The organism is Niastella sp. OAS944, assembly GCA_024809215.1.
GTDB lineage: Bacteria > Bacteroidota > Bacteroidia > Chitinophagales > Chitinophagaceae > Niastella.
This window is the reverse complement of record JANUBW010000001.1, coordinates 2662842-2678510: the sequence shown is the minus strand read 5'-3', so window position 1 is coordinate 2678510 and position 15669 is coordinate 2662842. Positions and strand designations below refer to the sequence as shown.

Annotated in this window: 12 protein-coding genes; 5 read left to right on the top strand and 7 right to left on the bottom strand. The window is 41.8% G+C overall.

Going from position 1 to position 15669, the window contains the following annotated elements:
• The first annotated feature begins 91 nt into the window (after nt 1-91).
• Nucleotides 92-565, top strand: coding sequence for a transcription elongation factor GreA (greA, locus tag GGD38_RS10340; RefSeq protein ID WP_375298069.1), 474 nt, complete (start codon nt 92-94; stop codon nt 563-565).
• Between the two features lie 57 nt (nt 566-622).
• The gene (locus GGD38_RS10335) at nt 623-1018 is read left to right on the top strand and encodes an HIT family protein (protein ID WP_375298070.1); all 396 of its coding nucleotides are present in this window, start codon (nt 623-625) and stop codon (nt 1016-1018) included.
• Between the two features lie 298 nt (nt 1019-1316).
• Here GGD38_RS10335 and ruvC read toward each other — a convergent pair whose 3' ends face one another.
• Entirely contained in the window at nt 1317-1898 is a 582-nt protein-coding gene (gene ruvC / locus GGD38_RS10330) for a crossover junction endodeoxyribonuclease RuvC (protein ID WP_375298071.1), read from the bottom strand.
• Nucleotides 1899-1936: 38 nt separating this feature from the next.
• On the opposite strand from ruvC, the gene GGD38_RS10325 reads away from it, so the two are divergent.
• Both GGD38_RS10325 and GGD38_RS10320 read left to right on the top strand, forming a co-directional pair.
• The gene (locus GGD38_RS10325) at nt 1937-2935 is read left to right on the top strand and encodes a lysylphosphatidylglycerol synthase domain-containing protein (protein WP_375298072.1); all 999 of its coding nucleotides are present in this window, start codon (nt 1937-1939) and stop codon (nt 2933-2935) included.
• 49 nt (nt 2936-2984) lie between these two features.
• Complete coding sequence (locus GGD38_RS10320) at nt 2985-3779, top strand: DUF3108 domain-containing protein (protein WP_375298073.1); 795 nt, start codon at nt 2985-2987, stop codon at nt 3777-3779.
• Between the two features lie 2879 nt (nt 3780-6658).
• On the opposite strand, the gene GGD38_RS10315 is transcribed toward GGD38_RS10320, so the two are convergent.
• From GGD38_RS10315 to GGD38_RS10295, 5 genes are all read right to left on the bottom strand, one after another.
• Nucleotides 6659-7498 carry an MBL fold metallo-hydrolase gene (locus tag GGD38_RS10315; protein ID WP_375298074.1) on the bottom strand — a complete coding sequence of 280 codons (840 nt, stop codon included), beginning with the start codon at nt 7496-7498 and terminating at the stop codon, nt 6659-6661.
• Between the two features lie 46 nt (nt 7499-7544).
• Entirely contained in the window at nt 7545-8915 is a 1371-nt protein-coding gene (locus GGD38_RS10310) for an MFS transporter (RefSeq protein ID WP_375298075.1), read from the bottom strand.
• 187 nt (nt 8916-9102) lie between these two features.
• A complete protein-coding gene (locus GGD38_RS10305; RefSeq protein ID WP_375298076.1) occupies nt 9103-9897 on the bottom strand; it encodes an undecaprenyl-diphosphate phosphatase in 795 nt (264 codons plus the stop codon).
• Nucleotides 9898-10035: 138 nt separating this feature from the next.
• Complete coding sequence (locus GGD38_RS10300; protein ID WP_375298077.1) at nt 10036-10290, bottom strand: DUF3098 domain-containing protein; 255 nt, start codon at nt 10288-10290, stop codon at nt 10036-10038.
• 42 nt (nt 10291-10332) lie between these two features.
• Nucleotides 10333-11208 (bottom strand): cell division protein FtsX, encoded by an 876-nt coding sequence (locus tag GGD38_RS10295; protein WP_375298078.1) that lies wholly within the window; start codon nt 11206-11208, stop codon nt 10333-10335.
• Between the two features lie 319 nt (nt 11209-11527).
• Between GGD38_RS10295 and leuS the strand changes: the two genes are divergently transcribed.
• Nucleotides 11528-14299: a leucine--tRNA ligase gene (gene leuS / locus GGD38_RS10290; protein ID WP_375298079.1), complete on the top strand. Its 2772-nt coding sequence runs from the start codon at nt 11528-11530 to the stop codon at nt 14297-14299.
• A 101-nt stretch (nt 14300-14400) separates the two neighbouring features.
• On the opposite strand, the gene GGD38_RS10285 is transcribed toward leuS, so the two are convergent.
• A complete protein-coding gene (locus GGD38_RS10285; protein ID WP_375298080.1) occupies nt 14401-15444 on the bottom strand; it encodes a hypothetical protein in 1044 nt (347 codons plus the stop codon).
• Between the last annotated feature and the right edge of the window lie 225 nt (nt 15445-15669).

Sequence of the window (15669 nt, the reverse complement as noted above, 5' to 3'; positions counted from 1 at the left end):
TAGTGCAACGCTTCAGCCCAGAGGCGTTGTTCTTTTTTTCTGTTTATAGCTGAACACCAAATTATATCTGGTTTAAAATAAGGAGGTTTTTATGAGTACTGTTTTATACGTTACAAAAGAAACGCTTGAGCAAATGAAAGAGGAGTTGTTGCGTATGCGTACGGTCGATCGTCCGGCTGCTGCCAGGGCAATTGCTGAAGCACGTGAAAAAGGTGACTTAAAAGAGAATGCAGAGTATGATGCAGCCAAGGAAGCCCAGGGTATATTGGAAGCTAAATTAAAGAAGCTGGAGAGCGATATTGCCAGCGTTCGTATATTGGATACCGAAAATGTTGATACAAGTAAGGTCTCTATCCTTACCAAAGTTACTATTACCAATCTTGCTAATAAGAAGAAGATTACCTACACGCTTGTTTCTGAAAAAGAAGCCGATCTGAAGTTGGGTAAGATCTCTATTACTTCACCAATTGGCCAGGGCCTGCTTGGCAAAGTTGTTGGCGACGTGGCAGAAGTTCAGGTGCCTGCCGGTTTGCTGAAGTTCAAGATTGAAGACATCACTGTTTAAGACAGGCGTTCGTTCTACCTATTTCCCAACTTTTCTGAATTATAAATTACCAGGCGTATGACTATTTTTTCAAAGATCATTGCCGGTGAAATTCCGTCATATAAAATTGCTGAGGACGATCAGTTCTTCGCATTTCTCGATATATTTCCTTTGGTTGAAGGGCATGTATTGGTGATACCGAAACTGGAGGTAGATAAGTTTTTTGATGTGCCCGATGAATACCTGAGCCGTATGCTGGTGTTTGCAAAACCTATAGCAAAGGCAATAGAGAAGTCGTTTCCCTGTAACCGGGTGGGTTTATCGGTTGTAGGGCTCGAAGTGCCGCATGCGCACTTACACCTGGTGCCTATTAATGGTATCGATGATCTGAATTTTACCCGTGGAAAGTTGAAACTGTCGCCCGAACAATTGAAAGCGGCGCAGGAGAAGATTGTGGGGGAGTTGACGAGTTAACGCGTTTACGAGTTGACTGGGAGTTGATAGGAGGCTGGTTGAAAGGTTGATATGGTTGATCAAGGTGATAAAGGAAAAGGCAGTTCTCAGTTTTTAGTTCTTAGTTCTGCTGTATTTATTTCACGTTTGCCGTTTCACGTTTTACGACTTCGTGAGGCCTGAAGTTTCGGAAGCTATTGCCGATTCACGATTGCCGATTGCCGAGATGCGCGAGCCTCGAAATTCGGCCACCCCTTTCACGTTTCACGTTTGCCGTTTTACGATAGCGTAGCCTTAAGTTTCGGAAATCATCACCGATTCACGATTGCCGTTTAATTTGAACCCTTCCAGGGTTCTTCGCAATAAAATCTTCCCAGCCTTTTAGCTTTTTGCCGGCGGTTTTAAGCAGCGCGTTATCCTGAAAATGATGACAAACCGCTACAGCCAGGGCATCAGAAGCATCCAGATATTTTATATCGGTATTATGCTGAATAGATAAAATACGTTGCAGCATTTGCCATACCTGCTCTTTATCTGCATTACCATTACCGGTTATGCTTTGTTTTACTTTTTTGGGCGAATATTCACATACTTCCAACCCGGCAGTCATGGCGGCTGCAATAGCCACGCCCTGAGCCCTGCCCAATTTAAGCATACTTTGTACGTTCTTACCAAAGAATGGGGCTTCAATGGCAAAGCTCACTGGTTTATATTGTTTAATAAGATCGCTAACCTTTTGATGAATGAGTTGCAGACGCTCGTAATTGTCTTTACGGGCATTTAGTTTCAGGGTGCTCATCTCAAGCAGTTTTATTTTTTGAGAGGAGACCACAATAAGACTATATCCCATGAACAGGGTTCCGGGATCTATACCAAGAATTATTTTAGAAGGTGTTTGCAAGGAGCGTGGGGATTGGATTACTTTGTGAACTTATTTTAGTGCTGATCAAGAACAAAAATATTAAAATTCTGCTCAACTATGTGATAGGCCCGCTGGTGTTTTGCCTGCTGGCCTGGTCAATTTACAGGCAGTTGATAAAGCAGAACAACTGGCAGGCTTCTTTACAGCATGCCTGGCAGGCCATACGTGGTGCCGAAGGCTGGAAACTGGGCCTTACTGTAGCATTGATGTTTGCTAATTGGGGATTAGAAAGCCGCAAATGGCAAATAGTTATAAAGCGTGTTCAGAAATTATCGTTTATTCAATCATGTAAAGCCGTGTTTACCGGAACTACACTGGCATTTTTTACTCCTAACCGTATAGGGGAGTACATGGGACGAATATTATATCTTGATGAAGGCACGCGGGTAAAAGCAATTTCTCTTACTATTGTGTGCAGTATGGGGCAGCTGCTGGTAACCTGGTGGGCAGGAATTGGCGGAATTTTATATTTACAGGCATTTGGGAATACAAAATTGCTTCATACGTTTGCAGGGCTTTGGTTAAATATGGTGTTATATTTCGCCATTGCCGGAGCAGTGGTTTTAACATTATTTTATTTTCGTTTGGCAGGCCTGGTAAGATGGATTGAAAGGATACCAAGACTACAAAAACCAGTTTCCTATATACGAGTTTTAGATAGTCTTAACGCAACTATCTTATTTCGAATATTGTCTTTATCAGTACTGCGTTATAGCGTGTTTATAGGACAATATTATTTGTTGTTCGATGTGTTTGATGTGCATGTAACGGCTGCGCAGGTTGCGGGAACTGTAAGTGTTATATTTCTTGTTTTATCGATAGTGCCAACTATAGCTGTGATCACTGAATTAGGGATGCGTTGGAAGATCGGCATTGAAGTGGTACAACTTTTTGATAGCAATATTACCGGTATACTGGCAACTTCCCTGGCCATCTGGATCATTAACCTGGTTATACCAGCATTGATAGGGAGCTTGCTCATTTTAGGCATAAAAGTGTTTAAGAATAAAAAATAATACACCGGCCCGGACGTCAACCTTATTAACTGGATTAATGAAGCGTTACATGAAAGTAAACCGACCACTCGTTTTTCTCCTGTTTGTGATCATAAGTTTTCCGTTGAGAGCTGGTGACGGCTTTTGCGAAATACGTAATTCAGCTTTTTCAAACGGTGAGCAAATAACCCTGAAGGTATTTTATACAGTAGTAGGGGCTTATTTTGGAGCTGGAGAAGCCACTTTTAATACTACGCTCGAAAAATTGGCCGGTAAACCGGTATACCATATTGTTGGGGATGGAAAAACTTATTCTTTTTACGACAACTTCTTTAAGGTTCGCGATAAGTATGAAACGTATGTAGATACGGCCACCCTGCAGCCATACCGGTTTATTCGTAATGTGTACGAGGGTGGGTATAAGAAGTATGAGAATGTAACGTTTAACAAAACCACTAATTCGGCGGTAACCAACCAGGGCGTATATAAAGTGCCCGAATGTGTGCAGGATGTGCTGAGCGCCGTTTATTACTCACGAAATATCGATTTCAATAAATATAAAGTAAACGACAGGATCTCCTTCTCCATGTTCCTTGATAATGAGGTGTATGAGATGTACATCCGCTATTTGGGTAAAGAAACCATCAAAACCAAATACGGCAAATTCAAAGCCATTAAATTTAAACCCCTGCTAATTAAAGGGACCATTTTTGAAGGCGGTGAAAAAATGACCGTATGGGTGAGCGACGATAAGAACCATGTTCCGGTGCGTATTGAAAGCCCTATTTCGGTAGGAAGTGTGAAAATAGATATGATCAGCTATCGCAATTTGCGCTATCCGCTTACCTCGCTGGTTAGCTTATAATGTGCGTTTTGAGAGAATAAATAAATTGATTTTCAATAGTTTAAATCCCGGCGGTTAACGTCGGGATTTTATTTTTAGGGCTGGGGTAGAAATTTAGAAGCCCTGATTTTTGAATCTCCTTAGAACGATTCCGGACGCTACCTGGGCCCGGTTCAATGCAGTATTTGTCATTCGCTTCCAGTTTCTATTGTCGGTTAATATTAAACCAACAAAAGGCAGGGAGTCTTGTAAATGCCTGAATTTGCGGTTTGTCAAAAAATGAATTAGTAACGCCTCACGCTGCGCTTTGCGTCAGCGCTATAGCTCTGGCGACACGCTTTCGTACACGAAAAACAAATGCAGCCCAATGGCGCCTCCCCAAATGTGAAAAATGCTCCATTTTCTGAAACGGGAGAAGCACTCGGTTGGAAATTCAAAAAACGTTGATTTTGCGTTTTTAGAGAGAAAACTGAATTCGTAGCTCCGCGGCGCTTGAAAAGCATCTTCTGCTGTCATAAACTCACCGAAGACAAGCAAAATTTGAAATTTATCATAATCTGCGAAATGCTGAATTTTCCTCAGCTGACCTCTATTTTTAATCGCCGTGCTAATTTGAGAAACGCGGGGTTAGAAATTTAAAAAGCGCTGAATATGCACTTTTGTGAGAGATCGAATTATATAGCGCATAACAGCATCTGCAACCTGCCTCAAATTCTTTCAACGATTCTTCAATGACCTTGGAAATTTGAAATGTCCAATTTTACGAAATACTGAATTTTCATAAATCGGCTGCTGCGCTAATTTGAATCACGAGGCCAGAAATTTAAAAATCCATGAATTTGGGTTTTCGCCAAAAATTGAAATAGTAATTTTCGCAAAATCGCTATTTGCGGTTTTTGTGATGCTCGCCATCGCCGGACGACGAATTTTAAAGCCGCCGCCAAATTCTACGTGACGATCAAAATTCTAAAAATGCCTGAATTTTTGCCGGAACCCCAAAATTGAAAAAAATGCAATTTTGAGCAACTAACGAAATTTAATCGCTGCGGCCGATCGCCATCGCCATCGGCGAATCAACCGGCTGGTCAAATTTTAAAAATCGACGAATTTCTGTTCGGAAGCAAAAAAACTAAAAATCGCTCAATTTGCATTCTTCATCACTTCACAGCTAATTTTTGAAACGAGATCAAAAATTAACACGAGCGTCGAAATCTTCAAAACCCTCAAATTAATAAAAATCGCAAAAAATTGATTTTCGTCGCTTGCCCGTCACTTCGTCAATTAAATTCATCGATTTAAATAAACGCGTGAGTAGAAATTTAAAAAATGGCAAAATCGGCGATTGAGAAAGTAGAAATCTGCGAGAAGCAAAAAATCAGATTTTCATCAAAAAATGCAAAATCTGCAAACGAATCGTGGAAAAACAATATGTCAAAATAACGTAATGTCGTTTTGAGCTATGAGATCTGCTGATTTTTAGAAACGACAAAAACGTCTAAAACGCAAAAAACGACAACTGGTGTTTTTACTATTTGACTGAAGAAATACTATATTATGGTCTCTTGTACACTAACGCTAACCGATATGGACAAGCTATTATTATAGGCTCAGTTTAGAGGAGCTTAATGAATGGAAGTCTGCCTGTATTTAAGTAAAATGACCATAAACGAAGTTGTCGTTTATACCGCTTTTTACCTTTTCAGTATTATTATTAATTGAACACCGTTGGATTAATATACGTTTTCAATCTTTACATCTTTATGTTTCAGGGTGTTGAACAAAGGTAAGGAATAATTATTTATAAATCAATAAAATATAGTCTGGGAGCGGGTTTCAGGAAATAAATATTTTTTAGATAAAAACAGTAGACGGTTGCTTTTAATTTAAGTTGATGAAGTTGCAGGTTTGATAACTATCGAAAATTTTATTTTTTATTTTTAGCAGCTGCATAAAAAATTAAAAAACTGAAAAACGTTTTAACGTTATAGTGATGTTTGCTTTTTCATTAAAATTTATTCACAGTGAAAAAGAAAATCAATAAAAATATTTTTTCCAATTTTGAGATCGTTGTTGAAAAATAAATATTGTGAACGAATAAAAAGAAAGAAAAAACTTTAAACAAACGCAATAAATAAGTGAGTTCAATTTTTTAGAAATAGACAGTTGTTGCTGCACAAAAAATGGTAGAAATCTGCCGTTAAATGATGTAAGATCTCAAAAAAGCCACCAGGCAGCCGGAAGGCAAACAATTTTGCTATCTTATTGTGTTTTAACTACATGAATCGGGGCCGTAAAATAAGCGCGCAGCTTGAAAATAGCCGCTTTAATCTCATTGAAACCTCTATGGGACCACATTTCGACCTCCGTGGCCGAGGACCCAAAGAGGACCCAATGAGGACCCAAAGAGGAGGTTTCGAGGTAGCAAAGAGGCCAAATCGTGAAAAAATGTCGAACGTCACCTGTTTTGGCCGGTTCATCTCGCCAAATGGAGGAGTTCGTCACACCAGCACATGCATTTCCGAGGTGAAATGCATGTTCGTCACACCAATTTGAGGAACTCATCACACCACTTTCCGAAGACCATCACATATTTGAATACCTATGTTGTTTGTTGCTGTACATTTGTGACGTAAGCATATGTGAAAGTTCTTTGACATTCGAAGTCTGGTTAGCGTTATTAACTTCTTTTGCTGTAATTTATTGACAGCAGTCAGTAGCGAAAGCGGCGCCAGATTGGAGTTTCACGGAGTATAAATAATGACACGAATACCGGAGAAATTGAATATTAAATTTGCCAGCTGTATAACCGAAAATAAGAAGCCTCAAGCTATTAAACTTGAGGCTTCTTTTAAAACTTGTATTTTATTTGGTTCTTGTATTTTGTGATTTGGATTTTTTTCTTACAATTCTTCTAACTTAAACACATCCTTGTGTCTTACACCTCTCTCCGTCATTTGCAGTGAACAACATTCATTAACAGGATCGTGTTCAAAAAACAAGATGTAATTGTTTTCTACTGCTTCGGTAAGGAATTGTTTCTTCTCTAACAGCGTAGTAAGCGGAAACATATCATAAGCCATTACATAGGGAATAGGCAGATGGGCCACTGCAGGCAGCAAATCGGCTGCATAAACAACCGTATGGCCTTTATAGCTTATCTGCGGTAACATCATAGCTTCTGTATGCCCGTAAGCAAAGCGAACCTTCATAGTATCGCTGAATTCAACACCATCGGTTGGTTCAACAAACTTTAACTGACCGCTTTCCTGTATAGGTAAAATGTTTTCTTTTAAGAACGATGCCTTCTCGCGATCGTTAGGTACGGTTGCAGCTTCCCAATGCCGTAAGTTGCTCCAGTAGGTTGCGTTTTTAAATGCCGGAATCAATTTACCATTTGAACGAATAATACTACCACCGCAGTGGTCAAAATGCAGGTGCGTAAGAAAAACATCCGTGATATCATCGGGCGTAAAGCCATATTTTGCCAGCGATTTGTTCAATGAATCGTCACCATTCAAATAGTAATGGCCCATAAATTTTTCATCCTGCTTATCGCCCATACCATTATCGATCAATATCAGTCGATTGGCTTCCTGAATAAGCATGCTGCGCATGGCCCAGTTACACAGGTTATTTTCATCGGCAGGGTTTAGCTTATTCCAGATTGATTTAGGTACTACACCAAACATAGCGCCGCCATCTAATTTGAAATAACCGGTATTTATAGAGTATAATTGCATTGTGTTTAGTTTGTTAGTTGTTCTGCAAAAACGTTACCATTTTTCTCTATGCTTTTAGGGCCTGTAGCTTTTGCGATTTGTTGTAAGCCCGCATGGTTAAACCCAGCCAAACAAAGCCCAGCATAAAGAATACGATCAATGCCAGTACCGAGTTACGCATACCGCCAAAATGAATGGTTTGTTCTTCAATATATGCAAAGGAGAACATGCCTATTACAAGTGCTATTTTTTCAGTAACATCATAAAAGCTAAAGAACGAAGCGGTATCTTTTGTTTCGGGCATCAGGTTACTATAGGTTGAGCGGCTCAACGATTGTATGCCACCCATTACCAAACCTACAATGCTACCCAATATATAAAATTGCACATCGGTATATGTATTGTATGCGCCTATGCAGGCGCCTATCCAAATTAATACAACCACCATCAGCGTTTTTATATTGCCAAACCGTTCAGATGCGCGTGATATAAGAATGGCGCCCGGAATAGCTACCAGCTGAATGATCATGATGGTGATAATAAGTTTGTCTGTTTTCAGGTGCAATTCCTTGGCTCCAAATTGTGTAGCAGCAAGAAACACAGTTTGTATACCTGCACTATACCAAAAGAACGATACCAGAAACAATTTAAGCACCCGCATATGTTTCAGCTGTGACCATACTTTCTTTAATTCAAGAAATCCATTACTGAATACGTTCTTGCGTTCGTGCCGTTCTTTAACGGTGCTAATAGGCAGGTTGCGGAAAGGAATTTGTGCAAAACCCAACCACCACAAACCTACCAGTACAAACGAAACCCGCGCGGGCATAAAGTCCTTTTCATAGGTAGTATGAAAGCCAAACGATTCTGGAAGAAATACAATAACAAAACATAAGATCTGCAGTATAACGCTGCCTATGTAGCCCCAGGTATAACCACGCGCACTTATACGGTCGCGCAGGCGATGTGGCACCAGGTCGGGCAGAAAGGAGTTATAAAATACCAGGCTGGCCCAGAACCCAATGCAGGAGATCACCATGCAAAAGATACCAATGTTGAGGCTGGTGTTTGATAGCGTGAACTTATCGCCGGGTAACGGACTGGGTGCAAAAAAGTACAGCAGGCTACAAAAAAGCGCGCCCATGGTACAAAAAAAGCGCATGAAGTTGCGCTTGTTGCCACGGTAATCGGCTATTGAAGTAAGTATGGGCGAAATAAAAGCCACTACAATAAATGCGGCGCCCAATGCATAATTATATAACGCCGTGTTTACGAATTTTCTGCCAAGGAATTCTACTTCGTTATCGGGCGTTTTTCCTTTGGTAATGGCCTCGTAATAAGCCGGGAATATGGTTGATGTAATAACCAGGTTGTATGCCGAGTTGGCCCAGTCGTACATACACCAGGAGTTGATTACTTTACGGGGGGCTATCTGCATGATAGAAAGCTTTGTAAGGTTAGGGGGAGTCGTAAAAACGTGAAACGTGAAACGGCAAACGTGAAATTGCTCGCGAATTATGAGGCTAATATTCGTAATCAGCCGCTCGAAATTTATACCGGGGCAAAAAGAAGTGAACCTCCAATTTCGGCAACCTTTTCACGTTTCACGTTTGCCGTTTCACGATCTATCCAATAATTTTAAAATAGAACAATATCAACAATGCCAATCCAACAACAATTCTATACCAGCCAAATAATTTAAACCCATATTTCTGCAAAAAGCCAATAAAGAATTTAATTGCCAGCAGCGCCACAACAAAGGCAATACCACAACCTAACAGCAAGGTGCTAAGGTTATCGGTGTTCAACACCTGCGGTTGTTCTTTATACATATCGTACAGGCTCTTAACAGTGGCGGCCAGCATAGTAGGCACAGCTAAAAAGAAAGAGAATTCAGCTGCCAGGCGGCGGCTTAATTTCTGCTGCATTCCTCCGATAATAGTAGCGGCGCTTCTGCTTAACCCAGGGAAAATAATTGACAGCACCTGGTAGCAACCAACAATAAATGCTTTTTTATTGGTGATCTCTTCTTCTTTATCAATAGCCGGTTTTTGAAACCATTTATCAACAAACAGCAGTACAACACCACCCAGTAACATAATAAGCGCAATGATCATTGGCTTTTCGAGCATAGCATCGATGTGCTTTTTGAATAATGCGCCAAAGGCCAGGGCCGGTATAATAGCTATGAAAAGCTTTATGTAAAAAGAGATCTTTTTAAAGTCGAAAAATTTGCGCCAGTACAATACGACAACCGATAAAATGGCGCCAAACTGTATCACTATCTCGAACAACCTGGCAAAATCGCCATTCTCGTGCATGATGGCTGAGGCAATGGCCATATGGCCGGTTGAAGAAATTGGTAAGAATTCTGTTAACCCTTCAATGATGGCAATGATGATGGCGTGAAGCGTGCTCATTTTGTTATGTGTTGTTATTCAATTGAAAAGATGATCGGTCGGCGGGTTTATAACAATACGTATATAAAAGAAAGAAGCGATACTTTCTAGGCATCGCTTTTAATAAGGTTATATTAATTAATTGTAAACGAGTTACACTTAGCTCACTTTCGGTTTTTTGAAAATGGCGTACACTTCAATACCCAGGCCCAACAGAATTAAAATGGGGGCAATGGTAATACGGCGTGTGCTGTACACCTCAGTATTCTTAAACACATTTGGATCGTTGCTTTTACCACCAGCCATTAAAATAATGCCAATAGCCATCACTATAATACCTGCAATCATCCACATGTAATTATCTTTTGTGAACAGGCTGGCGGCTGGAGCGGTTGTTTTTTTAGTTTCCTTCATTTGGGCCAAGTATTAGGTGCGCAATATAGGTAATCTGGTGAATTAATAAAGCTCGTCGAGTTTCATTTTCAGGTATTTTACCACGCTGCGGTAGGTACTGAAAAGGGTAATGCTGATTCCCAGTACGATCAGGAAACCAAACAAAATGAACACTTTGCCATTATCCCGCAGGTCGCGCAGGTAGGGCAGAAAATATTCTGAAAGCAACATTAATCCGTAAATAAGACTAATGGCCACCAATGCGGCAATGGCGCCATTCAATACCGCGCGCATATTCAGCGGTTTGGCAATAAACCCGCGGGTAGCGCCTACCATTTGCATGGTCTTTATTAAGAACCGGTTGCTGTACATGGCCAGGCGAATGGTATTATCAATAAGTATAATAGAAAGAACGCAGAAAAGGGCGGCCAGGGAGGCGAAAACGATTAGCCCAACCCGAACCGATGAGCCCATTTTTTCCACCACAAAGGCGGGGTATTTTACACTTTCAACCACCAGTTGCCGTTGTTCCATATCGGCCTTTATGGCTGCGATGGTATCTTTCTGTACAAATGCGTTTTTCAGGTTGAAATCAATGGAGGCGGGCAGGGGATTCTCATCGAGCAATTCAGTAAAATCGGTTTCCCCGTTTTTCATCCATTGCTGTTTGGCAGCTTCTTTGTCAATAAATTCAACGGTTTGCGTGTACGGACGGGATTTAATGTATTGCATCAGGCTGTCCACATCGGCCTGGGAGGCACTGCGGCGCAGGTATACCTGAATTTTTATGTCTTCTTTCAACTCATCGGTATATCGGCTGGCGTTTAATAACAGCCATCCGAAAACGCCTACAAAAAAAAGTACAATGGTAACCCCTAATATGGCCATGAAGTAGGAGGGTTTGGAACGCTTGGCCGATGCTTTTCCGAATTGCGCCATGTAATTTTAGTTTTTGACGAGATGATAATTGCCTCTAAAAGAGCGGCAAAAATAACGGTTTTATCCCGGTAAAATGGTTATTATCCGTATTTTTGACATCCTTCTTAACGATAGAATTGATATAAAAATTTCAGGTGTGAATGACTTTTTAACGTTTCCTCAACGTTTGATTGTCAGTTCAGTGTGAGTTATAGCAAATTAAATGCCGTCCTAAATTCGAATGCCGGTGAAAAGGGACCGCCGGGTAAGAAGGTGACAAAAAGTACCAAAAACACAATCGGAATTATAACTAAGAACTAACCAGAACCAAGCATAAGATATGGAATACAACTTCAGGGATATTGAAAAAAAATGGCAGGCACAGTGGAAAGCTTCAGGCGCCTACAATGTGAGCAATGATTCCCCGAAACCCAAGTTTTACGTACTTGACATGTTTCCCTACCCAAGTGGGGCCGGCCTGCATGTGGGCCATCCGCTGGGTTATATTGCCAGTGATATTTACAGTCGCTTTAAACGGTTAAAAGGGTTTAACGTGCTGCACCCCATGGGGTACGATGCGTTTGGACTGCCCGCCGAACAGTATGCCATCGACCATGGCGTACACCCGGCTATAAGTACCGACCAAAATATCAAAACTTTTCGCCGCCAGCTCGATAATATCGGTTTTTGCTACGACTGGAACCGGGAAATTCGCACCAGCGATCCGTCCTACTACAAATGGACCCAGTGGATCTTTTTACAATTGTTCCATAGCTTTTACAATCGCAAAACCAAAAAGGCCGAGCACATCGATGGTCTGATTAAAGCCTTCGAACAGGAGGGAAATGCCAGCCATGAAATTCCGCACGACAAATACCATATTGCCAAAACCGGCAAACGGGTATTTACCGCCGCCGAATGGGCTGCATTTACCGAAAAAGAGCAACAGGATATTTTAATGGAATACCGCCTGGCCTTTTGTGGCTATGGCGAAGTAAACTGGTGCGAAGCGTTGGGTACCGTATTGGCCAACGATGAAGTGATAAATGGGGTAAGCGAAAGAGGCGGTTACCCGGTGGTGAAGAAAAAATTACGTCAGTGGTACTTGCGTATTACTGAGTATGCCGACCGCTTACTGGAAGGCCTCGATCGCGTTGAGTTCAGCGACTCCATGAAGGAAATGCAAACCAACTGGATTGGTAAAAGCTATGGCGCTGAAATTACTTTTAATCTTAAGGGATCAAGCGAAACCCTTACTGTATATACCACGCGCCCCGATACCATCTTTGGCGTAGACTTTATGGTAATTGCGCCCGAGCATGATCTTATTAACGCTATCACCACGCCCGAGCACAAACAGCAGGTAGAGGAATACATTGCCTATGTAAAAAGTCGCAGCGAGCGTGAACGGATGGCCGAGAAGAAGATCACGGGCATATTTACCGGGGCTTATGCATTGAACCCATTCAATGGAAAGGAAATTCCGGTTTGGATCAGTGAATACGTGTTGGCTGGTTATGGAACCGGCGCCATTATGGCCGTGCCTTGCGGCGATGAACGCGATCATAAGTTTGCGCAACATTTCAATATTCCCATTACCAATATCATTGGCAGTCATTACGATGGTAAAGAAGCCAACGCTACCAAAGATGCCAAGCTCGAGAACTCTGATTTCCTCAATGGTATGGTAATGCGCAATGCCATGGAAGTAGTGATAAAGAAGATTGAAGAAATGGGCATTGGGCTACGTAAGGTGAATTTCAAAATGCGCGATGCGGCCTTTAGCCGTCAACGTTATTGGGGCGAACCATTCCCAATTGTTTGGAAGAATGGTATTGCTTATCCATTGTCGGAAAACGAACTGCCGTTGGAGTTGCCGCATGTAGATAGTTATAAACCGGGCCCTGAAGGCGAGGGGCCGCTGGCCAATATTCCCGAGTGGACAAACCGCCACCTCGAAACGAATACCATGCCTGGTTATGCCGGCAGCAGCTGGTACTTCCTGCGCTATATGGACCCCCACAATGGCGCCGAGTTCTGCAGCCGCAAGGCCAGCGATTACTGGGGCCAGGTAGATCTGTATATTGGAGGAACCGAACATGCGGTGGGGCATTTGTTGTACAGCCGTATGTGGACGAAAGCCCTGTTCGACCTGGGGCATATTGGTCATGACGAGCCTTATAAAAAACTCGTTAACCAGGGAATGATACAGGGCAGCAGCCGCTTTGTGTATCGTATTCATGGCGATCATAAGTTTGTATCGTTCGGGTTGAAAGATCAATATTCAACCGATGCCATACATGTTGATGTAAATATTGTAGATGGGGTAGAGCTGGATATTGAGGCGTTCAGAAAATTGCGCGCTGAATATGAAACGGCCGAATTTATACTGGAAGATGGCAAATATATTTGCGGAACCGAGGTCGAGAAAATGAGTAAGCGTTTGTATAATACAGTGAACCCCGATGATGTGGTGAACAAATACGGCGCCGATACCTTCCGCATGTATGAAATGTTCCTGGGGCCGGTTGAGCAAAGCAAACCATGGGAAACAAAAGGTATTGAAGGGGTGCATCGCTTTTTGAAAAAGCTGTGGCGTTTGTTCTATGATGAAACAAAGGGCAGGGTGTGGACGGAAGAAAAAGCCAATGCCGCTGAATTAAAAGCATTGCACAAGACCATTAAGAAAATTGAAGATGATACCGAAAGGTTCTCATTCAATACCGGGGTGAGCGCCTTCATGGTGTGCGTAAATGATTTGATAGAACTGAAATGTCATAAAAAAGAGATCCTTGAGAACCTGCTGATACTGCTTACGCCGTATGCGCCGCATGTGAGTGAAGAATTATGGCATTTGTTGGGCAATACCACCAGTATTCTGGATGCTGAATTTCCAAAGCTGAATGAAAGCTATTTGGTGGAGAGCAGCAAGGAGTATCCTATTTCTGTAAACGGAAAGTTGCGTACGACTATTGAAATAGCGCTCGATGCGCCGCAGGAAGAAGTAGAAAAGATTGTATTGGGCAACGACGTTATTCAAAAATGGATGGAAGGCAAACCGCACAAAAGGGTAATTTTTGTGAAGGGGAAGATGGTGAATGTGGTGGTGTAGCCAATAGGCAATTGACAATTGGCAAGAAATACAATAAATCTTAAAATTAAGAAGCCGCATCAAATGGACGATGCGGCTTCTTTTTTCTTATTGCTAATTGCCTATTGTCTATTGTTGTTCTTCTTCTGCTTAATAAACCTTATCAACGCACTACTGTTCTCGGTGCTTTCGAGGCGGGCTTCAAAGCGTTTACCATCAACAATGGCTACCATTAGCGAGGTATTGGGTGGAATGGTTCCCAGGTTCTCGGCCACCATCACCATTTCATTGTCTTCGGGCAGGTCATCAACTGATAGCTTAAGCGTATATGGTTTGTTGTTAAGCCGCACATGTTCAAATACCATTTTATCGTTCATGAAAACAGCAATGGAATCGCCATCAACAACGGCATTATCATAAAAGCGAAGCTCAATGCTATCGCCCGTAATAGGTATAACTGTAGCCAGCTTCTTTTCACGTGTACTAAACTTTTGCTGGGCTGTACCGGCGGGCACTGGCGTTGCTTTTTTCTTCTCAACAATGGGCGGCGCTTTAACTGCAATAGAAGGATCATTCTTTGGAACAGACTTCACCGTGGTGCTGGCCAGTTCGGTTTCCCTTTCTTCTGTTACCTCATTAGGCACACCATGCATTCGTGCAACGCTATCGATGATCTCAGGATCATTGGCGCCATAAATATAATTCTCCAACACAAAATCCCATTCATCATGAAAGCCCGATGAAGTGATCTTTTGCAGCGCTACAGTGCCCCTGGGTTTGTCCTTATCATCGCGATCGGTACTTTCGCCATCGAGCCGCATTGTTTTTTCGCCGGGGCAATTAAAATCAGCTACCGATAAAAGCGCTTCTTTACCATCGGCGCCAAAGATCTTGCCCGAGAGGCGGTCTTCGAGCATGGCGTCATCCCACCAAACAACACTATTGCTGTTGGGATCGAAATAACCTTTTACGGCATACCGTACATAATTGTTACGTGAAGTATAGTAGTAAGAGGTACCTAACAGGCTGTCGCCCTTTTTAATGAGTTTTAATTCCGTATGGGCCGAACCGATCCTGCCTTTCCAGGCGCCCGTAATAGTTTGAGATTGTAATACATTTGACAAGAAGCCACAAAACAGTAAAAGCAGTAAAATATATGTTTTCAAGGCGATTGATTTTGGTGGTAATAGTTTTAAACGCCCTAAATAAGGGTATATTTTGCTTTGATTTTCATTTAACAATTCGATGAAAAATTCCAAATCTCAAATTACAAGCTCCAAATGAAATCTCAATGCTCAAATCTCAAGCTCCAAAATGAAATCACAAAACTCAAATCTCAAGCCGTATCAACGATTAAATATTAAGATCCAATAACTTTCCCAAACGGAAAT

What these genes read in the sequence shown, in the direction of transcription:
- greA (WP_375298069.1), top strand. Translation starts at nt 92, where the DNA reads ATGAGTACTGTTTTATACGTTACAAAAGAAACGCTTGAGCAAATGAAA.
- leuS (WP_375298079.1), top strand. Translation starts at nt 11,528, where the DNA reads ATGGAATACAACTTCAGGGATATTGAAAAAAAATGGCAGGCACAGTGG.
- GGD38_RS10335 (WP_375298070.1), top strand. Translation starts at nt 623, where the DNA reads ATGACTATTTTTTCAAAGATCATTGCCGGTGAAATTCCGTCATATAAA.
- GGD38_RS10305 (WP_375298076.1), bottom strand. Translation starts at nt 9,897, where the DNA reads ATGAGCACGCTTCACGCCATCATCATTGCCATCATTGAAGGGTTAACA.
- GGD38_RS10300 (WP_375298077.1), bottom strand. Translation starts at nt 10,290, where the DNA reads ATGAAGGAAACTAAAAAAACAACCGCTCCAGCCGCCAGCCTGTTCACA.
- GGD38_RS10295 (WP_375298078.1), bottom strand. Translation starts at nt 11,208, where the DNA reads ATGGCGCAATTCGGAAAAGCATCGGCCAAGCGTTCCAAACCCTCCTAC.
- GGD38_RS10315 (WP_375298074.1), bottom strand. Translation starts at nt 7,498, where the DNA reads ATGCAATTATACTCTATAAATACCGGTTATTTCAAATTAGATGGCGGC.
- GGD38_RS10310 (WP_375298075.1), bottom strand. Translation starts at nt 8,915, where the DNA reads ATGCAGATAGCCCCCCGTAAAGTAATCAACTCCTGGTGTATGTACGAC.
- GGD38_RS10320 (WP_375298073.1), top strand. Translation starts at nt 2,985, where the DNA reads ATGAAAGTAAACCGACCACTCGTTTTTCTCCTGTTTGTGATCATAAGT.